A 19,024-nucleotide genomic window follows, 5' to 3' on the forward strand; every position below is an offset into this window, starting at 1 on the left:
TAAAACCTGTCCCATAGTGCATCCTTCCATTCGGGAGAAAAGACTGCACCATCAAAATCTGGGATCAAACACCTAGACCGTAGTGTTCCGCGTTGGCAGTAAGGCAGCGTTTAAAAATTTCTAGATGGGTATTTTCATCGTTCTCAAAAGAGTTGTGAAAATTGCCCCAATTATTGCTTAATTCGAAAGCAGCTTCATTTCGTTTAACTCTATGCTCTAGTTCGGCAGCATGGTTTTCAATGATTTCATTTGTAAAATATCCATCTTCGATCCCTTTTAACAACTCCATGTCAAATTCGTCGGTGTACGCATATCCATAGTCAGACAGTATTTTGGACCACTTTTCCTCCAAAGCAGAATTTTCACCATCACGTTCCGCAACATGAGCGTCGTAAATTCCTTTCCGATGAATAAGAAAGTATTTGCTTGGAGCGAATTCTGGCTGCAAATGACACCATCCCATAAGCACGATCGTGTTCACAACGCTCTCAAATACATCAAACTTGTAACGACTTAGAAGTGGTTCTATTTGCTGTACGAACGAATAAATTTTCCGAATAACGCGAACGTTGTCGATGCCGAGCTTGGTGGTACGTTCACGCACAAGCATCTTAACTTCGCCAGATCCGCTTAATGCCTTCAGCGCTATTTCAGCACTCTCTGTCGGCGTTGGACTAAATCGAAGGTTGATGTCCACAACCTTCTCTAGGTAGCGCGCAAAATCTTCCTTATCTTCGTCTTCCAATCGCTCGTCATTTAACAGAATTGCGACTTTGCAGTTCCGTTCTTCTCGGAGTTGGGAGACAAGCCCAAGAACATCTGAGCTACTTAAGCCCCTACCTTTGCGCTCTAAATCGTCGATGCAAATAAGCCGATTTCTTACAAACATGTACATGACCGCTACGCCGGTACTTGTGTAGTTTTCTCCTAAGAATTTTCCAGCTAGTCCGCCCAGTTTAAGAAGGCCTGGGTATGCATTTTTAACGTATGATTGAACGTCTTTGTGGTTGAAGGATTCGCCTATTTTTTCAACCGAAACCGTTTGATGAATGATCTCTTGTTTGAGGTCATTTAGACTATTCAGACCAAACAAAGACACATATGAGTAGTTGTGCATCCCAATGCTATTTTGGGTTGCCGCTTCTTGCAGAATTGATTGCCAATTGTAGGTTTTTCCAGTCCCCCAGTTGCCACGAACACATAGAACTTCGGCCGAGGTCGATTGAAGAAACTTTTTGATTTGGGATTCGACGTTCTTAACCGACATCAGATTTTCCAGAATTCGTGGCGCAAATGGGTATCCTCATACGGTGGTATAGCATTTGAAAAAAACAACGGCGAGTTGAACTCGCGTCTGCATAATTTGCTCTCGATGCATCACGGCAATCGCCATTTTCATACGACAGTCAGAATAATCAGTCTCTGAGCACCAGTATTCCGTTTCGTCACGTGGATACCATTATGCCACAGAAGCGGTGCGGCTCGATCAACAGCATTGCCTAGCGCGTTGACTTTCGAAGGCCAGAAACGAGACCGACGCATATCGTCCGAAACGATCTGATTTAGCGCCGCGAAAAGATCTGTTGCGGTACCTTCCCAGCCGTTGGTGGGATGCTGCGTGGGAATAAACTTTTCGATGGCCACAGCTACCGGGTCACTTTCAAAAACTTGTTCAGTAGTTGCCTGCCGATTTGCGTCATAGGCGGCCATGAATGCGCCGGTTTCCCAACCGAGGCCGGGTTCTGCGGCTGCCATGAGCCTGGCAAAGTCTGCCATGCGAGGGGATCGCTCCAGTTTGGTTTCATCATAACGCCGTACGGCCGATGAAACGGCGTCTAGCAATGATCCAAGAATACCAGGCAACACTTTGGTCCACTCCTGCCAGAAATCGTCCTCGCTCTGCCGTGTCGTCTCGTCAATCCGGAGAAGCCGAACGGTCAAGGCACGCTCTGCTAGGTCCGCACGATCCGTCAAGCTGGGAATACCGTTGAGTAAGACCGGACGCGAGCCCTGAAACCAGAATGGCTCAGAGTCCGAATGCAGTTTACGGGTCAAGAAGCCGGAACCGGTAGACAGGCGGCAAACCGCGTCGGAGAACCAAGCATCAACTTTCGAGACGTTATCGAATGACAGCGTATGGCCGCTCATTGCTTGGACGAACAGATCCCGTTCGTCTTTCGGCAGAGCGAGCGCTGGCACGGCGGAAGGGTCAGCCAACGTGCGTAGCATGCGGGCCATTGTCGTTTTACCACTGCCTTGTTCGCCACCCAGCGCCAGCACAGGATAAGCGCTTGCGCGGCCCCAGAGCGCCGCTACAAGCCAGGCGACAATCAAGGAATAGTCATTGTCATCTGCGTTGACGTGACCGCGGAACTCTTCAATCAGGTGACCAGCCTCCGGTACAGGAAGAGGAGCCATGGTTTCACTGCGAACAAATTTGACCGGAGGATGTTCGACCACTTCCCAGCCATTCGCAGTGATTTTGACAGCGCACCAATTATCGTCACACAGGTCCAGCCAGCTTGCGCCATTCACCCAACCGGTGCGCATCATGGGCTTGTAGCAAGTACCATCCTCGATGGCCCGGACGCTCAACACGCGCAGGGCGTCTGCCAGCATCTGCCCCGCCGGTGCACCACCCGTCGATCGATAGAAGCGACCGGCAGCCCAGCGCTGAAATACCGAGCTGTCGATACGCCAGTGTTCGCGATGGCCGTTAACGGAGATCGTCGCATAGGCTGCTTTCTCCGGAGAATGCCACAGTTGCGCATCATCCAACGCCCCAAGCAGCGTGTCGCACTGCTTGGGTGCTTTTCGCTTTCCAGCGCTGGGCTTGCCCGACTTCGACCTGGGAGAGCCGTCTAGCGCCTTCCCAAAGGATTTGCGTATCGTAGCCGCCTGGACCAGCGCCAGCGCCTGTTCCACCGTCCAGTTCTCTTGAACGGCGTCCCCTGCGTCCCATCCTTCAGGTACTCCGTCAGGAGGGGTCAGAATGGCCGCCGACGCGGCTCCAGCGTCCGCCAGAAGGTTTCCGACAGTTTCGGCGCACTTGCCGCCAGGTTCGTCCGCGTCGGGCCATATGACCACGTTGCGGCCCTTCAACGGCGACCAGTCCGCCTTGTTGGCCGACTTTGATCCGCTTGGTGAGGTTACACAGACATGATCGGTCAAGAAGCGCTGGGCTGCGTCGGTCGCTTTCTCCCCTTCAACGACATCGCAGCCGCGGGTACGTTTTACGACAAGGTGCTGGCAACACTCGGCATGCGGCGTGTTCTGGATGAGCCGCATGAACTGGGTTACGCCGGCAGCGATGGCCGGACCACAGTATTTGTCGTTCGCCCCTTTGACGGGCAGCCCGCGACCTTCGGCAACGGAACACAGATCATGTTTTATGCGCCGCATGCCGAAGGCGTAAATGCGTTCCATGCAGCCGCACTCAACAATGGCGGAACGGATGAGGGTGCACCGGGACCACGCCACTATCACCCGGACTATTACGGGGCTTATGTCCGGGATCTGGATGGAAACAAGCTGAACGTATCTCTCGATCTTGCGGGAAAGTGAAGATTGTCGCGATAAATCAACCGACGGTCTTCAGAACTGTTTCCCGGTCCGGAATAGCTTCAATCGCACCATAGCCGCTCACTGTTCCGGCTGCGACGATCGCGGCCCGTCTCGCAGCTTCCGTTTCGTTTCCGGTTTCCAGAAGATAAGCCAGAAAGGCTCCGGCAAAACTGTCGCCCGCCCCGGTGGAATCGACGGCGTCCACCTGTGGCGCGCTGATCTCAGTCCGGCCTGCTGGCGACGCCAGAACGGCCCCTCGACGGCCACGCTTGAAAAGTACGTATCTTGCGCCGTAACGCTGAAAATGGGCAATGTGAGAATTTGGATCGTCAGGGCCCAGAAGACTGTTCGCCTCATCATCTGACGGCAAGACAATATCGGCCAGGGGCAGAAACGCTTCGATTGTCTGCCGGGCTGTGTCGAGAGCCCATAGATTGAGCCTCAGGTTCAGATCAAAAGACACAAGCGTTTCAGCGGTCTTTGCCAGCTTGGCAGCCTGAAAGACGGCCTGACGCATCTCCTGGCTAATGGCAAGGCTAACAGCCGAAACATGGAGAATTTTTGCATCTGCGATGGCGGCCTGGGGCAAGTCCGAAGCCGAATAGTGGCTCGCGGCCGAACCGCGCCTTGCGTAGAAGAACCGCCGGCCTTCCGGGTGGGGATGGATAAAGTTGACGCCGGTTGGATCCTCAGGCCGCACAAGGATGGTGGATCTGTTTATGCCTTCATGGTCACAGAGCGCCAGGATGTCTTTGCCGAAGGGATCGCCGCCGACCGCGGACAGATAGCCGGTCGACCCTCCCTGACGCGCGGCTGCCACGAGAGCATTCAGCGTATCTCCTCCAACACTCTGCCGATAGATCGGGCACCCATCAATCGGGTCCGCCAGTCGGACCATCTCGATCAAGGGCTCGCCAAGAGCAAGTATGTTTGCAGACGCCATGCCGGGATTAAAAATCCTTGCTCCAGAATTGTCTATGGTCAACACCCCACACATGTCTGGTCAGACGGTGAAATATGGGCTTAACTTCAGAGAGTTTATCTCTTTTCCTCATGCGCAACAGGTTGAATTGAAATGAAAAATCCGAAAAACCTTTTCAAGGCCGCATTGCGCGCAAGGAAACACCAACTTGGCATCTGGAATACAATCGGCGGCAATGCAGTTCCCGAACTTCTCGGAGGTGCGGGATTTGACTGGGTCCTGATCGATTGCGAGCATTCTCCCGTTGAAACGCTGGATGTTCTGCCCGCCCTCCAGGCAATTGCCGGCGACCCGACCACGAGCGCCGTCGTCCGACCTGCCGCCAACGATCCTGTGCTCTTCAAACGGCTGCTCGATTTCGGAGCGCAGACACTTATGGTCCCTTATGTGCAGACAGCAGAAGAGGCCGCGGCAGCTGTAAGTGCAATGCGTTATGCGCCGCGCGGCATTCGCGGCATGGCCGGCATGACCCGCGCCACACGCTACGGCAAAGTGGATGACTACTATACTATCGCAGAAGAAGAACTTTGCCTGATCGTGCAACTCGAAACGCAAACTGCGCTGGACAATCTGGAAGCCATTGCCGAGACCGATGGTGTCGATGCTGTCTTCATCGGCCCTGCCGATCTGAGTGCAAGCATGGGCATTCCCGGTCAGATGAACCATCCCGACGTTCAATCCGCTATCAAAAACGCTTTCGAGCGCCTTAAGGCAATGAGCGTTCCTTACGGTATTTTGACCCTCGATCCCGATGCTGCCGGAAACTACATCTCACAGGGCACCGCATTCACGGCCGTCGGCGTCGACCTTGCGCTCCTTGCAGACGCCGTCGCGACTCTCAAGGAGCGATTTTAAAGGGCACCCTGCAACCGGCGAATTCTATGCAGCAGGTATGCCTTTGGCGAGCCCGGCCCGTTTTTGGGCGGCAATGCGGGCCAGTGCGTTTGGTGCGCCGAAAGGAATGAACCTCTTGTCCCGCCGCGCAGAAATCACGAGAACGCACTCGGAGCACAGATTGCTGCAGGTTTCGCCGCGTTCCCTCATGCGTCTGCCTCCAAGTCCTGTTGGGCCAGCAATGAGGCAAATACCGATTTCATTCTCGAAGTGTCCGGTTGGCGGTCCGTCAGGAGCTTGAAGGCGTGAATGGCCTGGTTGAGTGCCATTGCACCTCCATTGAGGACCTGACGGCCCTGCCTGCGCGCGGCGCAAACAAGTTCGGTCTCCAAGGGGCGGTAAACGATGTCGGCAACCCAGGCTGAGGGATTGAACGCAGGCAAGTCGAAAGGCTGCCCGGGATAAGTATGCATGCCAACCGGCGTCGCATTCACGACGCCGCCGAAATCTTTGAAATCAATACCTTCCGGAGTTGCAGCGCCAATTTCAGCTTCTGGTCGCACTCTTGTCAATTGAGCGGCAAGATAGTCGGCGCGTTCTCTGTCCGTATCGACGAGCAGAAGCGCCGAAACTTTCTCATCGACCAGGGCCAGTGCGGTTGCAGCTCCAGCTCCTCCTGCACCAAATTGCGCAATCTTCTGACCGGACAAGGGAAGCGAACTGTGCCTGACAGCCTCTCTGAAACCGGAATAGTCGGTGGAATGGCCAATGCGGCGCCCATCCCGGAACACGACTGTGTTGACGGCTTCGATATGCGCGGCGGCCCCTTCAAGCCGGTCGATCAACTGGCAGACATGAACCTTAAAGGGATGGGTAATGTTCAGCCCGACAAACTCGTGTTTCTCGGCATAGTCCAAGATCTCGGACAAAGGCGCACCGTTCCAGCGGCCGGACGAGGTGTCGAACCGCTCATAACGGTAGTCGATATTCTGCGCTTTCCCTTCGCTCTCATGCAGGTCAGGGGTCAAAGACGGGCCGATACCGGATCCGACCAGCCCGGCTCTCATCCCACGTACCCGAACAAACGCGGCAGGAATAAAACAATCTCCGGGAAGACGATCAGCAGCAGCAACGCAAGCACCAGAACGCCGAGAAACGGCCAGATTTCGCTGATGATTTCTCGAAGAGGAATACCGGTCACTGCGTTGATGACAAAAAGCAGAATGCCGTAAGGCGGCGTGATCAGGCCGATCATGGAATTCACAACGACCAACACGCCAAAATGCACCAGATCTATGCCCAGTGCCTTGCAAGTCGGAATGAACAGCGGAACGATCACGAGAATGATGGTCGTCGCATCCAGCACGCATCCGAGCAAGAGCACCAGCAGATTGACCAAAAGCAGGAATACAAGCGGATGAACGTCAACGCCCGTCAGAAAATCCGACATCATGCCGGGAATGTTTTCCGAAACAACGATGAAGTTCAGGATCAGCGCCCCGCCGATGACGATGCCGACAGCCGCTGAGGAGCGCGCACTCTCGACAAAAATGCGGTAGAGCGAGTGCACCGTGAGCGCGCGGTAAAAAAGAGCAGCCAGCAAAAGCGCATAAAAGGCCGCCACAGCAGCAGCTTCAGTTGGCGTGGTAACGCCTCCATAGATACCGTAGAGCAATATGGCCGGCATGAGCAGCGCAGGAAAAGCGTTGGCCGTGCGGCGAGGCAATTCGCGCAACGGAACCGGCTTTTCAAGTGCAAAACCTCTTTTGGCCGACAGGTAGGAATTCATTCCCATCAGGACGGCACCCATCACGAGGCCCGGCAATATGCCCGCCAGAAACAGGGCGCCTATCGACGCATTTGAGACAAGCGCATAAAGCACCATCGGGATGGACGGCGGGATGATAGGCCCGATTGTTGCGGAAGCTGCCGTGATGGCGGCCGCGTATCCCCGGCTGTAGCGGCCTTCCTTCGTCATCATCTCGATGATGATTTTTCCGATACCCGCAGCGTCTGCGACGGCTGATCCCGACATTCCGGAAAAAATAAGCGAGGCCACGACGTTGACATGCCCCAGCCCGCCGCGAAAGCGACCGACCGCGGCCACACAAAAATTCAGCAATCGCTCCGAAATGGTGCCCGCATTCATGATGTTGGCTGCGACGATGAACAGCGGCACGGCGAGAAGCACGAAACTCTTGTAAAGACCTTGAACTATCTTCTCACCGGTCAGAGCGATATCCAGCCCTCCAACGGTCAGATAAACGGTCGAAGCAAGAATGATCGCGTAGCCGATCGGTGTCCCGATGCCCGCCAGAAAAAACAGCGTCAGGAGACAAAGGGCAAGTTCGAGCGTCATACGGCTTCATCCCCTTCCTGTATCGCAGGAAGGTCATGATCATGGCTCGGCAGTTCGTGATCGTCGTCCGGCGGTCCAAAGCGAAGAACATCGACGAACCGCCAGGCATATCTGGCCGTGACCACGATCATGAACAGCGCATAAATCGAGAAGATCGTCCGCATCGGGATCTTGTCCCCTGTGAACGGATTTCTGACTGTCGTCGTCTTTCGGATTTTCATCCAGTCGATGTAGTCCCAGGTCGGCAGGAACGACCAGGCAAGACCGATAACGATGGCGGCTGCGGAGATCAGGGCTAGTATTCGCCTGAACCTGGCCGGAGCCGCGAGGTACAAGATGTCGAATGTCACGTGATCTCGTTCACGAACAAGAAAGGCGTTCCCGAAAAAAACAATCCAGACCCAGAGAATTAGACAGAGTTCAAGGGTCCACCCGAAGGGTGCATGCAGCACGTAGCGGGAAAAGATCTGCAAAAGAAAAGTCAGGAACATCGCCGCCAGCATTGTGGCGGCGATGAACTCGGTGCCATGGGTGAACAATCTGGTTAACTGCCGCACCGCTGTCCCCCAATTGGTTCAAACGCTTCTGCGCTCAGTTTCCAAGTGCGTTGATTTTTTCCAGCACACCTTCCGGCCAACTTGCGGCAAACTCGCTGCCGACATACTGAGCCTGGACATGGTCGCGGAATGCAGCCAGGTCCGGCTCATAGATTTCAACTCCCTGCTCGGTGATGAAACTGGCCAGGCTGTCTTCCAGTTCAAGCTGCTTCTTGCGGCCGCTTTCCGCGGCTGCATCGGCTGCTTTTTGAACCATTTCCTGCTGTTCCGGTGTCAGGCTGTCCCAGACAGCCTTTGAGAAGGCGATATAATTCAGATCGACCAGATGCGAAGTCAGGACTATCTGATTGGTGACTTCGTAGAACTTTGCATCCACAACGGTCGGCAACGGATTGTCCTGACCATCGACAGCTCCCGTTGACAGAGCAGTATAGACCTCGGCGAACGACATGGGCGTTGGTGACGCGCCAAGCGCCGATCCGAGGAACTGCCAGGCATCCGTACCGGGCATACGCAAGTTCACACCGGCCAAGTCGGCAGGTGTTTTGACGGTGAGCTCGTCCTTGGTCTGACGCAGGTTCACGTGCCGACGGCCCAGATACATCACGGAGAGCAGTTTGACGCCAAGTTCATCCTCGACCTTCTTTTTGAACGGATCCATCAGAGGGTCGTTGAAGACACGCACCTGATGTTCGGCATCCTGATGCACATACCCCGTTGCGAAGATCGAGAACTCCGGAAAAAACTGTGCCAGCTCCTGCGCGGAGGCAATCGACATCTCAAGATTGCCGCGGCTGATCGCTTCCAGTTCAGTACCTTGCGCGAACAGGGTCGCATTGTACCCCGGCTGGTAGTCTGCAAAGTCCTTGACCATCGGTGCAAAGACTTCTGCCATCGCCACTGACCGCTGGTCGGTTTCAGAACCGGCTGTCGCAAGGCGCAGCGTAATGCGATCGGACGCGGCACTGCTTCCCATAGCTCCCGCCATCAGTCCGACGGCAAGTGATGCCGCAACAACGGCTCGTCTGGTGTATTTCAAAGTCATCTCTTCCTCCCTGAGACGATTGCTTCGTCTTTCAGCACCAAGGATCTTGCTTGGTTTTCCAAATTATTCAATATTTTTTGAATAATATCTGATATTCTTAACTTGCCAGATCGACGCTCACGCGATCGGTTTTCAGCGTCACGGTTTCATCTCTTTCTGCAGAGAATTGAATGGCTTCAATAACTTGCAGAGACTTCAAACCTTCCTCTCCCGCAACCAATGGCTCGGCATCGTGCACAATGACGTCCACGAAGTTCTTGATCTGGTTCACCAAGGGGTCGGTGGCTTCGCGGGTCAAGGCTGTTGCCGATAACGGCGCCCACCAATCGGGGTCACTTCCCGGGTAATGCCAGAGCCGAAGGTCGGGAATGGACAACGACCCACTGGACCCGCCGATAAGGTAACTGCTTTCCGAGGTCGGCGGGTAAATCGGGTATTCGCGGGACGTCAGTTCCCAACTCCAGGGCGCGACGATACCGTCTGATACCGAGACAGTGCCAATTGCGCCGTTCTCAAGTTCCAACAAGGCACTTGCGACGTCTTCATTTTCAAAACCTCGTGCAGAGGGACTGGCGACAGCACGCACTGTGCGGATTTCGCCGCACAGATACCTGATGAGGTCAATGTCATGCACGAGGTTGACGGCGATGGGGCCGGCACCGTTTTTCTTTCGCCACTCCGCTGTTTCGAAATAGTGATCCGGCTTATAAAACCAGCACGTCGCCTGAACGGCGCGAATGTGGCCCAGATCACCTGTTTCTATTGTTGTTTTAGCTCTTTGGATTAGCGGATTGTGTCGTCTGTGATGTCCCACCAGGAGCGGAACAGTTTTTTTGGTCGCGTGTTGCACAAGCACGCGGGCATCATCTGAAGTCGTCGCGATCGGCTTTTCGACAAGGACGGGACAACCGTAGTCAATACAGGTCATGGCCTGGGGCACATGCAGGCTGTTGGGGGTGGCCAGGATCATGCCATCAGCATGACTGCGCGCAAAAAACTCCTCTATGTCGTTGAAACAGGGTAGACCCTGTTCTGCGGCAGCCCTTTGACCCACTTCTCCCGGTTCGACCACAGCGACAAGGTCAACGCCCGACGTTGCTGCAATGGCGTCACCATGCCGTCGACCAACCAGTCCAAATCCTGCAATCGCCAACCGGACGTTGCGGTTCATTTTACCTCCCCAATTCCGCATTCGGCGCAAGGTCTCTGCTTGCTTGGGGCAAAGCTTATGACAAAAGCTATCGACTTGGCAATAATATCTGATATTTTTATTTTTGCATGATTTTAATTGAAATTGAAGACAGGCGAAACAAGTGGTAAATGCCTGACAATTCGGAGGTTCAGGGTGAAATGTGATGAGTGAAACGGCAAGCACTGTCGGATCAACCACGTATCAGCGTATCAAGCGAGACATCATTTTCGGCGCTTTGAAGCCGGGTGCGAAACTCAAACTCGATGCGTTGAAGGCGGTCTACAAGACAAGTCTGTCAACTCTGCGCGAAACGCTCAACCGGCTTGCCAGCGAAGGTTTCGTCGAAGCCCCGCCTCAGCGCGGATTTCTGGTGAAACCGATCTCCGTGATCGATCTGAAGGAAATCGCTCATCTGCGTGTATTGCTTGAGTGCCACGCCCTGGAATTATCGCTTGAAAACGGCGATACCGATTGGGAAGGCAACCTGGTCTCCGCCCATCACAAGCTGAATCTCATGGAACAGAAGATGCTTGGCGGTGACGCCTCGAAAAAAGAGATCTGGAAGAGATACGACTGGGAATTCCACCTCGCCATGATCCAGGCCTGCAATTCCAAAAACCTTCTTGCCCTGCATTCCACACTTTATGACAAGTACCTGCGTTATCAGATGATCGTCCTGACAAATCGCGGCGAAGCGGCAGTTCAGGAACACCGCGACATGTTTGAAGCCGCGATTGCCCGGGATGCCGAAAAGGCAAAATCCCTGCTGACACAGCATATTGAAAATGGGCTTGAGCACACTCTCGCGGCCATGGATCGGGGCGAACTGGTTGTCTGATGGAAGCAATCCGGTCCTTCAAGGGGCCGGCGCGAGAGGCACTAAGCTTTTTCTTCTTCAGGCCCCTGCGCCCAGTCCGGTTTTTCGGCAACGAATTCGTGAAACGAAATGCGAATGCCCGGGTCATCGTCAAGGCAATGCGCGTTGATTGGAAACGTATCATCCGCAGAAAGCGGCTCTCCCAAAGATGTCCCGCAGGAACGACAATATGACCGCACGTACTTATAAGGCGGCTGCGGCTCGACCGATTGAATTTTGTCCTCGCCGCTGACAAGTCTGAACTGCCCACGTTTTACGAACACCATGGTCGAAGTCCCCAGTTTGCGGCACCTTGAGCAGTGGCATTTGCCCATCATGCTCGGGCGGTCATCAATGACGAACTGAACAGCACCACAACAACAGCTTCCTTTGATTTCCATAGCGATTTCCTTGTAACGGGGAAGAGGTGACAAGGCTTAACATCCCGCTGCTGCCAACGTATTGTCAGCATCATGGCAGCATGTAAGCATTTGTCTGAGAGGAAGGCGCGATGAGGCGCGGGGACCGTTTGTTCGAATTGATCGAAGTGCTCAGGCGGTCACGGCACCCCATCTCTGCAGAGGCCATCGGGGAACAGCTCGAGGTCTCGAAAAGAACCGTCTACCGCGATATTGCTGCGTTGATGGCGCAAAATGTTCCGATCCGTGGAGAAGCCGGGATCGGTTATGTGCTCGAACCCGGGTTTCACATGCCGCCTCTTATGCTGACCCCGGACGAGATTGAAGCCGCCGTTCTGGGAGCTCAATGGGTCGCAACGCGGGGAGAGCCCGAACTGGCAAATGCTGCGGTCAATCTCATATCCAAACTTGAAGCAATAGCGCCATCAGGTTCCGAAACTTTCTTTGACATGCCCTCGACGAATGTCGCGCCCGTCGAACCACCTCAAGAAGGTCTGGACTCGTCCAGAATCCGTGCGGCGATCCGCAATCGCAACAAGATCTGGATCTCCTATCGCGATGACAAGGGCACAGCATCCGAACGTACCATCTGGCCGTTGTTTCTCGGTTATCGGGACGCTGGCCGGATCATTGCCGCCTGGTGCGAGCTCAGGTCGGCATTCCGCTACTTCAGAACAGAGAGGATCAGCGCCGCGAATGTATTGAAGGACAAGATCCCGCAGCGTATGGAATTGCTGAAAGCAGACTGGCAGAAAGCAATGGCGTCTGAACGAGAAAAGTATATGGCTCTCTCAGACACTGCTGGGAACGACAAGCCGTGATAGCCACCATCAAGGCACTCCTGAGGCTCAGGCGTCTCGATTGTCTCTAGAACGGATCATATCAGCCGCTTTTTCCGCGATCATGATCACAGGCGAGGCAGTATTGCCTGAGACGATTTTCGGCATGATGGACGCGTCGACGACTCGCAATCCATCTAGCCCGCGCACCCGCAGCTGAGGATCGACCACGCTCGCCTCGTCACCCCCCATCCGGCAGGTTCCCACCGGGTGAAAAATTGTCGTCCCGATATCGCCTATCTTTTGAAGGAGCGTTGCATCATCGGCAACCTCCGGACCGGGGAGAATTTCTTGAGGCTGGTAGGTCGCCAGTGCCTTGGCAGTCATGATCTGCCGCGCCTGACGCACGGATTTCAAGGCAACGTCCTTGTCTCTTTCGCTCGAAAGATAGTTGAGCCGGATGTCAGGCTGGGCGGTAAGCTCGCCGCTCCTGATATGCACGGAGCCGACGCTTTCAGGTCTGAGATTGCAGACCGACATCGTGATTGCCGGGAAAGGATGGAGGGGATCACCCAGTTTGTCCGTGGAAAGCGGTTGCACGTGATACTCAAGATCTGGGGTCTCCAGCGCCGGATCCGACTTCGTAAACATGCCGAACTGGCTGGGCGCCATGGACATCGGCCCCGATTGTGTGAGTGCGTATTGCAACGCGATTTTTGCCTTGCCGAACAAGCTGTTTGCAAGCGTATTCAAGGTTTTGACGTTCTTGACCTTGTAGACCGTCCGGATCTGGAGGTGATCCTGAAGGTTTTCACCAATGCCAGCCTGCTCGTGAAGGACATCAATCCCCTGGTGTTTCAAGATCTGTCCGGACCCGATTCCGGAAAGCTCCATGATTTTGGGTGAGTTGATCGCACCGGCTGCAAGGAGAACCTCGCGCTCCGCCAGAGCGGTAAGTGAACGTCCCTTGTGCTGAAACCGAACACCCCGGACCCGCTTGCCATCAAGCACAAGGTTCTGTGTTTCGGCATGAGTGATCAGCCTCAGGTTGGGTCGCTTCAAAGCCGGCTTCAAAAACCCGCGCGCAGTGTTCCACCGCACGCCGTTTTTCTGATTCACTTCAAAGAAGCCACTGCCCTCGTTGTTACCGTCGTTGAAATCGCTGCGTGGTTCGATACCGAATTCCTGAGCACCTGTTTGCACGGCATGCAGGATGTCCCAACTGACCCGCTGTTTGGAAACCTTCCATTCACCGCCCGACCCATGCAGCCCGGTGGAGCCAGCATGATGATCTTCCGATTTCAGAAAATAGGGCAGAACGTCTTCCCAGGACCAACCGACATTGCCGAGCTGCCGCCAGTGGTCATAGTCGGCTGCCTGACCCCGCATGTAGATCATGCCGTTAACCGAGGAACAGCCGCCAAGAACCTTGCCGCGCGGATAAACGAGGCTGCGGCCGTTCAGTCCGGGCTCGGCGGCTGTCTTCATCATCCAGTCGGTGCGTGGATTACCGATGCAATAAAGGTAGCCGACCGGGATCTGGACCCAATGGTAATTGTCCGATCCGCCGGCTTCCAGAAGCAGAACCCGCACTGACGGGTCTTCACTCAGACGGTTGGCAAGCACACACCCGGCTGTCCCGGCACCAATGATGATATAATCATATGTTCCATCAAGCGGCTCCGACCGGGTCATTGAACTTCCATTTATCTGTTGCAGGCGTTGACGATCTGACCGCCACTTTAGAGTGGATCATCTTTCCGGCCATCGTAAAAGCTGTCATTCGGACTAATGCATGACAACGAAGCGGATCGATCTGGTATATCGGGATCGGATGATCAGACAAGGTGTGACGTGCCATGCGATGGAAAGGCCGACGCGGCAGTAGCAACATAGATGACAGACGTGGCCGGAGCGGGCGACGGCGGGTGAGAGCGACCGGCGGACGCCGGATGCGAGCCGGCGGTGGATTGGGGATTACCGGCATTCTTGTGGTCGTCGGAATTGCCTGGTTGATGGGCGTCAATCCACTCACATTACTGTCGCAGCTGGATGGCGGCGGCAGCTTTGAAACGCAGTCTTACCAGGGGCAGGCACCAAGCAGGCCTGCCGACGGCGAAACTGCACAATTCGTTTCAGTCGTGCTTGCCGACACAGAGGATACCTGGGGGCGGATATTTGAAGGTCATGGGGGCCACTATCCTGAACCGACCCTGGTTCTTTTCTCGGGTTCGGTGTCATCGGCCTGCGGATATGCAAGCGCTGCAACCGGACCGTTTTATTGTAGCGCGGACGACAAACTTTATATCGACCTTTCCTTCTATGAACGCTTGGCCAATCAGCTGAACGCACCTGGAGACTTTGCACAGGCCTACGTCCTGGCCCATGAAGTCGGCCATCATATCCAGAACGTACTGGGTGTTTTGCCTGAGTTTCACAAGGTTCGCAAAACCCTGAGCAAGGCAGAAGGCAATGCCTTGTCGGTGAGGGTGGAACTTCAGGCCGACTGCTACGCGGGTATCTGGGCTCATTTTGCCGCCAAACAGCGCGGCTTTGTGGAAGAAGGGGACATCGAGGAAGCGCTGAACGCAGCAAGCCGCATTGGCGACGACACCCTGCAACGGCAGGCCCAGGGCTATGTGGTTCCTGAAAGCTTCAACCATGGAACTTCCGCACAGCGTGCGCGCTGGTTCCGCGAGGGCTTTCAGTCCGGCCAGCTTGAAGCCTGTGACACCTTCAGCGCCCGGAAGCTTTGACACCACATACAGTACGGATACCTGGCCGAATGCATAGCTGCTTCCAGAGCCCTGCCACTGGTAATTTCCGGTGTTTTCAGCCATATAAGGGCAACTGCCTGACGAAAAGGTCAGGCGCAACCCCACTCAAACCATTGAAGTGCACTCGGTATGGCGTCTGAAACCAGACCCTTTTTGAAGATGAATGGCCTTGGCAACGATTTCGTGGTCTGGGACGCACGGGTAGATCCCTTGCGCCTGCCCCCGGAAGTCGTCGCACGTCTTGGCGACCGGGAAACCGGCATTGGGTTCGATCAGATGATCACCGTTGAGCGGTCATCATTTGGCGTTGATGCATTCATGCGCATTCATAACCAGAACGGCGGCGAGGTGTCCGCCTGCGGTAACGCCACACGCTGCATTGGCCGCCTTCTTATGGAAGAAGCCGGCAAGGACCTGGTAACAATCGAGACCGCGGCCGGATTGCTGCACGCCTTTGATGCCGAGGGCCCGCACACCGTTACAGTCGACATGGGGAAACCAAGCCTTGAGTGGGACCAGATCCCACTTGCCGAGGAATTTGCCGATACCCGGGCGATTGAGTTGCAGATCGGACCGATCGACGATCCGGTCCTGCACACACCGGCTGCTGTCAGCATGGGCAACCCGCATGCGATCTTCTGGGTCGACGATGTTGAAGGGTACGAGTTGGAGCGGTTCGGCCCATTGCTCGAACTCCATCCGATTTTTCCCGAAGGCGCCAATATCTCGCTGGCTCACATATTTGATGAGGATCAGATCCGGGTAAAGGTCTGGGAACGCGGTGTCGGCTTGACGCTCGCATGCGGCACCGCAGCCTGCGCTGTCGGTGTTGCTGCCGCCCGCGATAGCAAAACCGGCCGCAAAACCACCATTCACCTCCCCGGAGGACCAATCGGCATTGAATGGCGGGAGAGCGACGATCACGTTCTCATGACCGGGCTCACTGAAGTGGAATTCGAAGGCGAAGTCGACTTTGAAACACTTTCCTGGCGCAAGACCGGAGCCGGCGACACCTCGACGGAGGCTGAAGCTGCCTCATGAGCATTGACGTCGTTACATTTGGCTGCCGCCTCAATTCCTACGAGTCGGAAGTGATGAAGCGCGAGGCGGAGGCCGCCGGCCTCAAAGACGCGATTCTGATCAACACATGCGCTGTCACCAACGAAGCTGTACGGCAGGCGCGGCAGGCGGTTCGCAAGGCCAAGCGCGACAACCCGGACGCGCGTGTGATTGTAACCGGGTGCGCTGCACAGACCGAAACCGAAACCTTCTCCGAAATGGAAGAAGTGGATCTGGTTCTCGGAAATACGGAAAAGCTGGAACGCAAATCCTATCAGGATGTTGCCGCGTTCGGTATTTCGAGTTCTGAACGGGTACGCGTCAACGACATCATGAGTGTCGAAGAAACCGCCGGACACCTGATCGACGGCCTTGCGGGCCGTGCCCGCGCCTTTGTTCAGGTCCAGAACGGATGCGACCACCGTTGCACGTTTTGCATTATTCCCTATGGCCGCGGCAATTCGCGCTCTGTGCCGATGGGCGTAGTAATCGATCAGATCAAGCGACTTGTCTCGAACGGTTACAATGAAATCGTCCTCACCGGTGTCGATATCACATCTTATGGCGCAGATCTGCCGGGCGCTCCGAAGCTTGGGACGCTGACCGCCAAGATCCTGAAAATGGTGCCGGACCTTAAGCGTCTGCGCTTGTCATCGATTGACAGCATTGAAGCCGACGAAGATCTGATGCGGCTGATCGGTGAAGACGAACGCTTGATGCCGCATTTTCATCTTTCATTGCAGGCGGGCGACGACATGATCCTAAAACGGATGAAACGGCGCCACCTTCGCGCCGACACCATCCGTTTCTGTGAGGATGTCCGGCGCATGCGGCCGGATGTGGTTTTTGGCGCTGACATCATTGCCGGGTTTCCGACGGAAACCGACGAAATGTTCGAAAACTCCCTGAAGATCGTCGACGAATGCGGCTTGACGCATCTTCACGTATTCCCGTTTTCGCCACGCCCTGGAACACCTGCGGCCCGCATGCCGCAATTGCCGCGCAATATTGTCAAGGAAAGAGGCGCGCGCTTGCGCGCCAAGGGCGCTGATGCCCTGATCGCTCATCTGGCTGCCGAGGTCGGCAAGACCAGGCCGGTCCTTGTTGAAAAGGAAGGGCTTGGCCGTACTGAGCAATTCACTCAGGTGGAACTGGCAGGTGGCGCGGCGGGAGAGATTGTCGAAACCAGAATAATCGGTCATACCGGTCGACATCTACTGGGCGAGGCCCTTTCCAAAGCGGCATAAGCAGCGACAGCAGTTTTAAGGCGGTTTCATGAGCGAGAAAAAGCGCGGATTTCTTGGACGGCTGTTTGGCGGCAAGGAGCCTGCTGAAGATCAGGCTGAAACCCGGGTGGAAACGCCCGCCGAAGAACCCGTCTCCGATGCAATAAGCGAAGACGATCCCACTGTTGACGTCGAGATGGAAGTGCAGCCGGTCGCGGCCCTGAATGTGCCGCCGCAACCCATGCCCCTGGATGCTGCTCAAAACCTTGGGCGGACAATGTCCTCCATCCCATCATCAACCCCGCCGATACATGACTTCCTTCCAACGGATGTTTCGCTTGATGCCGATTCCGATCCCGAGATCGAGCCACCTGTGCCATTGGAAGAACCGAAGCAATCCTGGTTCCAGCGTCTCAAAAGCGGTCTTTCACGTTCGTCCTCTTCGCTGACGGAAGGCATTGCGTCCATCTTCACCAAGCGCAAGTTGGACGCCTCCATGCTGGAGGAACTTGAAGACATTCTGATCCAGGCGGACCTTGGCGTCGATACCGCAATGGCAATCACCGACCGGTTGTCTGATGGACGTTACAACAAGGAAATTTCGCCTGAGGAAGTCAGGGCCATCCTCTCTGAAGAAGTGGAGAAGGTGCTGGAACCCGTCGCCAGACCGCTTGACCTTGAAACCGGAAAGTCGCCTCACGTAGTGCTGATGGTTGGTGTCAATGGCACCGGCAAGACAACCACGATCGGCAAACTGTCACAGCAATTGAGAGCGGGCGGCAAAAAAGTCATTCTGGCCGCAGGAGATACGTTCCGTGCGGCCGCTGTTGAACAGCTGAGAATCTGGGGTCAGCGCACAGGGGCTGAAGTCGTGGCCCGCGACACTGGCGCTGATGCCGCAGGTCTGGCCTTTGACGCCATGAAGGAAGCGAAAGACAAGCAGGCCGACGTTCTTTTGATCGACACCGCAGGACGCCTCCAGAACAAGGCGGAACTGATGGATGAACTTGAAAAGGTCATCCGCGTCATCAAGAAACACGATCCGGACGCGCCACACACGGTTTTGCTCACTCTGGACGCCACCACCGGCCAGAACGCGCTCAATCAAGTGGAAATCTTCAGCAAGGTGGCAGGAGTGACAGGCCTTGTCATGACCAAGCTCGACGGAACGGCACGCGGCGGAATACTAGTAGCCATTGCGGCAAAATACGGCATGCCTGTTCATTTCATCGGTGTTGGCGAAGGTGTCGCCGACCTGGAACCCTTCTCCGCCAAGGACTTCGCCAGCGCCATTGCAGGCCTGGCATAATCCTCGCACGTGAGGGCTAACCCGAACCAATGCGTTCATGCACGACCCCTTGGTCAGGAGGGTGTC

The 19,024-nt window shown here is 55.3% G+C and carries 19 protein-coding genes; 8 read left to right on the forward strand and 11 right to left on the reverse strand.

Annotated features, from left to right (window positions below):
• Nucleotides 1–64 precede the first annotated feature (64 nt).
• Complete coding sequence (locus Q0835_RS19795) at nt 65–1,267, reverse strand: hypothetical protein (RefSeq protein ID WP_298963885.1); 1,203 nt, start codon at nt 1,265–1,267, stop codon at nt 65–67.
• Between the two features lie 128 nt (nt 1,268–1,395).
• Entirely contained in the window at nt 1,396–3,171 is a 1,776-nt protein-coding gene (locus Q0835_RS19800) for an ATP-binding protein (RefSeq protein WP_298963886.1), read from the reverse strand.
• Here Q0835_RS19800 and Q0835_RS19805 point away from each other — a divergent pair.
• Nucleotides 3,160–3,564, forward strand: coding sequence for a VOC family protein (locus Q0835_RS19805; RefSeq protein ID WP_298963887.1), 405 nt, complete (start codon nt 3,160–3,162; stop codon nt 3,562–3,564). The two genes, Q0835_RS19800 and Q0835_RS19805, sit on opposite strands and share 12 nt — an antisense overlap.
• 16 nt (nt 3,565–3,580) lie before the next feature.
• On the opposite strand, the gene Q0835_RS19810 is transcribed toward Q0835_RS19805, so the two are convergent.
• Nucleotides 3,581–4,507, reverse strand: coding sequence for a sugar kinase (locus Q0835_RS19810; protein WP_298963888.1), 927 nt, complete (start codon nt 4,505–4,507; stop codon nt 3,581–3,583).
• A 132-nt stretch (nt 4,508–4,639) separates the two neighbouring features.
• On the opposite strand from Q0835_RS19810, the gene Q0835_RS19815 reads away from it, so the two are divergent.
• Entirely contained in the window at nt 4,640–5,401 is a 762-nt protein-coding gene (locus Q0835_RS19815; protein WP_298963889.1) for an HpcH/HpaI aldolase/citrate lyase family protein, read from the forward strand.
• A 24-nt stretch (nt 5,402–5,425) separates the two neighbouring features.
• Here the strand turns inward: Q0835_RS19815 and Q0835_RS19820 are convergent, their stop codons facing one another.
• The 6 genes from Q0835_RS19820 to Q0835_RS19845 form a co-directional block, all read right to left on the reverse strand.
• The gene (locus Q0835_RS19820; protein ID WP_298963890.1) at nt 5,426–5,590 is read right to left on the reverse strand and encodes a hypothetical protein; all 165 of its coding nucleotides are present in this window, start codon (nt 5,588–5,590) and stop codon (nt 5,426–5,428) included.
• Nucleotides 5,587–6,447: a shikimate dehydrogenase gene (locus tag Q0835_RS19825; RefSeq protein WP_298963891.1), complete on the reverse strand. Its 861-nt coding sequence runs from the start codon at nt 6,445–6,447 to the stop codon at nt 5,587–5,589. Before Q0835_RS19825 ends, Q0835_RS19820 begins: the two co-directional genes overlap by 4 nt.
• On the reverse strand, nt 6,444–7,739 hold the full coding sequence (locus Q0835_RS19830; protein WP_298963892.1) for a TRAP transporter large permease: 1,296 nt from the start codon (nt 7,737–7,739) through the stop codon (nt 6,444–6,446). Before Q0835_RS19830 ends, Q0835_RS19825 begins: the two co-directional genes overlap by 4 nt.
• Entirely contained in the window at nt 7,736–8,296 is a 561-nt protein-coding gene (locus tag Q0835_RS19835) for a TRAP transporter small permease (RefSeq protein WP_298963893.1), read from the reverse strand. Before Q0835_RS19835 ends, Q0835_RS19830 begins: the two co-directional genes overlap by 4 nt.
• Nucleotides 8,297–8,330: 34 nt before the next feature.
• Nucleotides 8,331–9,341: a sialic acid TRAP transporter substrate-binding protein SiaP gene (locus Q0835_RS19840; RefSeq protein ID WP_298963894.1), complete on the reverse strand. Its 1,011-nt coding sequence runs from the start codon at nt 9,339–9,341 to the stop codon at nt 8,331–8,333.
• A gap of 97 nt (nt 9,342–9,438) precedes the next feature.
• The gene (locus tag Q0835_RS19845; RefSeq protein WP_298963895.1) at nt 9,439–10,512 is read right to left on the reverse strand and encodes a Gfo/Idh/MocA family oxidoreductase; all 1,074 of its coding nucleotides are present in this window, start codon (nt 10,510–10,512) and stop codon (nt 9,439–9,441) included.
• A gap of 184 nt (nt 10,513–10,696) precedes the next feature.
• Here Q0835_RS19845 and Q0835_RS19850 point away from each other — a divergent pair, with 184 nt between their 5' ends.
• Nucleotides 10,697–11,371 (forward strand): GntR family transcriptional regulator, encoded by a 675-nt coding sequence (locus Q0835_RS19850; protein WP_298963896.1) that lies wholly within the window; start codon nt 10,697–10,699, stop codon nt 11,369–11,371.
• Nucleotides 11,372–11,412: 41 nt separating this feature from the next.
• On the opposite strand, the gene Q0835_RS19855 is transcribed toward Q0835_RS19850, so the two are convergent.
• Nucleotides 11,413–11,790 (reverse strand): GFA family protein, encoded by a 378-nt coding sequence (locus Q0835_RS19855; RefSeq protein ID WP_298963897.1) that lies wholly within the window; start codon nt 11,788–11,790, stop codon nt 11,413–11,415.
• Nucleotides 11,791–11,900: 110 nt separating this feature from the next.
• Here Q0835_RS19855 and Q0835_RS19860 point away from each other — a divergent pair, with 110 nt between their 5' ends.
• Nucleotides 11,901–12,629, forward strand: coding sequence for a YafY family protein (locus Q0835_RS19860; RefSeq protein WP_298963898.1), 729 nt, complete (start codon nt 11,901–11,903; stop codon nt 12,627–12,629).
• 27 nt (nt 12,630–12,656) lie between these two features.
• Here Q0835_RS19860 and Q0835_RS19865 read toward each other — a convergent pair whose 3' ends face one another.
• The gene (locus Q0835_RS19865) at nt 12,657–14,282 is read right to left on the reverse strand and encodes a GMC family oxidoreductase N-terminal domain-containing protein (RefSeq protein WP_298963899.1); all 1,626 of its coding nucleotides are present in this window, start codon (nt 14,280–14,282) and stop codon (nt 12,657–12,659) included.
• 164 nt (nt 14,283–14,446) lie between these two features.
• On the opposite strand from Q0835_RS19865, the gene Q0835_RS19870 reads away from it, so the two are divergent.
• From Q0835_RS19870 to ftsY, 4 genes are all read left to right on the forward strand, one after another.
• Nucleotides 14,447–15,343, forward strand: a complete 897-nt coding sequence (locus Q0835_RS19870) for a neutral zinc metallopeptidase (protein WP_298822729.1) — start codon at nt 14,447–14,449, stop codon at nt 15,341–15,343.
• 150 nt (nt 15,344–15,493) lie between these two features.
• Nucleotides 15,494–16,405 (forward strand): diaminopimelate epimerase, encoded by a 912-nt coding sequence (dapF, locus tag Q0835_RS19875; RefSeq protein WP_298963900.1) that lies wholly within the window; start codon nt 15,494–15,496, stop codon nt 16,403–16,405.
• Nucleotides 16,402–17,670, forward strand: a complete 1,269-nt coding sequence (gene mtaB, locus Q0835_RS19880) for a tRNA (N(6)-L-threonylcarbamoyladenosine(37)-C(2))-methylthiotransferase MtaB (RefSeq protein ID WP_298963901.1) — start codon at nt 16,402–16,404, stop codon at nt 17,668–17,670. The genes dapF and mtaB overlap by 4 nt, the downstream gene beginning before the upstream one ends.
• Before the next feature lie 28 nt (nt 17,671–17,698).
• On the forward strand, nt 17,699–18,958 hold the full coding sequence (gene ftsY / locus Q0835_RS19885; protein WP_298963902.1) for a signal recognition particle-docking protein FtsY: 1,260 nt from the start codon (nt 17,699–17,701) through the stop codon (nt 18,956–18,958).
• The last annotated feature ends 66 nt before the right edge of the window (nt 18,959–19,024 follow it).

The sequence above is a fragment of the uncultured Roseibium sp. genome, from assembly GCF_947499295.1.
Lineage (GTDB): Bacteria > Pseudomonadota > Alphaproteobacteria > Rhizobiales > Stappiaceae > Roseibium.